General features: G+C 35.5%; 1 protein-coding gene. It reads left to right on the plus strand.

What is annotated here, in order from left to right; genetic code table 11:
- Window positions 1-258: 258 nt before the first annotated feature.
- Window positions 259-1,820, plus strand: a 1,562-nt coding sequence (locus H524_RS15790; RefSeq protein ID WP_169726158.1) for a hypothetical protein, incomplete at its 3' end; no start/stop codon positions are given.

Consider the following 1,820-nt stretch of genomic DNA (forward strand, 5'->3'; position numbering starts at 1 on the left):
TTGCTGCTTATGCTCTCTGCAGGAAAAGCATCAGCTTAAATTGAATATTTCTTAAAATAATGAGGCACTTGTTACCGTTTTAGAGGAAATTTACGCTTATAGATACGGCTTTTTAGGATATATTTCAGATACTATTCATACTTAAATTATGGATTGAAATTTGTTCTAAACTATAGCGAACTAATTATAAAAAAGAATTATGCTGTAAGGTTTTAATTTAATGTATACTAAAAGATAATGTGTGTACCGCATATTTTCATGTTTAAGATTAAATTCTGCCTGTCATATCTTATAAGTAGTTTGCAACGAGGTTATATGCGCCAATTAATTGCAAAGCCTTTAGTAGTTAAAGCACCTGAATTTGCCAAAGTAAACCCGCTAGGCGATGTTTCAGTAGATTTACAAGATCCGCTCAATGGTAATATTCGCAATTGTATTGTGGGACAATATTTAGAAGAAGGTGCAATACTGCTTAATGGCAGTAAAGCTTGGAGCCTCAAGTGCAATCTGCTTAATAAAGTGATTGATACTGCTGATAACTATTCGGTACGTACAATTGGTGTCTACGCAGCACTGCTACAAATGCTAAAAAATAATGGTGCATATTCAAATCTGCAACAAGCATTTGGCACAGAACAGGCTAACAAACTATTAGATTTTGCAGCTTACTTAACTATATCTGACTACGCAAAATACAACTCTTTTGAGGAGTATTTAGAATTAAATGCCACTTTTGCAACTAGTTCAATTTCAAAGGCTGATATTGCAAATGTTTTAAATGACATTAATGCCGATAAGTTAAATGAGTTTTCATTCAGAAACTTAAAACAATTATCTATTACAGACAATGCTTATCTCTACTTAGTTGCAGTTGAGTATACAAACACTCAGGAAGATGCTGAAAGCGCTTCTTTAAAAGTTGACACTACAGCCGATTTAAGTGAAGTATTTGATTCAACTTTATCTAGCGGTGATAACAATGAGTCAAGCTTTATTAAGAGCGACAATTTAGAACTCAATAATAGTTACTCAATTTTAAAAGATTCTGCTGAAACCTGTAGTGTATGCATATATGTTGTGGCTTCCTCAAACGAGTTGTGTTCTAGAGAGGGCGTACATTCAAAGATTGTATCTGCATTTACTTTTGAAGGTGACAAAGAGAGCTTAAGCGCAGGCCTCGGTTCTATTTATGATTTATTAAATGAACAAGAGTTAAAGCCAACTCTATTAAGATTACATGCAAATAATTCTGCATCTCTTCTACGAAATTGGGCAGAAGAGAGAAATATTTGCTGTTCAGAAATTAATAAAGAAGAACTTGGCGCAGTAGATTATCTCTCCACATGCGAAGCTAATATAGTTTGCAGATTAGCTAGCTCATATTTTGAACCAACTGACATATGTGATCTGCAAAAGCAACACTATGCAATTGCGTTATGGACTTACCTTAAGTCATTGCTTTGTTATGAGCTAAAGTCATATGCAGATGTCTGCAATATCAACACAGATGATTTGATTGCAGAGCTCTTTAAAGTAAGGGCCTTTAAAGAGGTTAATGAAACTAACTATCAGTTAGTACGTTACAGTGTATTTAGATCAGCTCAGCGTCTTTTATATAGCATTGGTGTGTCTTCAGAGGCCTTATTGCGTATCACTGATGAGATCTCTCTTATCGCAGAAGGCAATGAGTTGCCAAGCGATCGTACTATTCTTGCTTTTGATCCACACCTAGAGCTTGAGTCATTAACTCCAACTCAAAACTCCTCTGCCACTCCAGAAAAGCGTGGTCGTGGCCGTCCAAAGGGCAGCAAGAACAAGGC

This window comes from Anaerobiospirillum succiniciproducens DSM 6400 (assembly GCF_000482845.1).
GTDB lineage: Bacteria > Pseudomonadota > Gammaproteobacteria > Enterobacterales > Succinivibrionaceae > Anaerobiospirillum > Anaerobiospirillum succiniciproducens.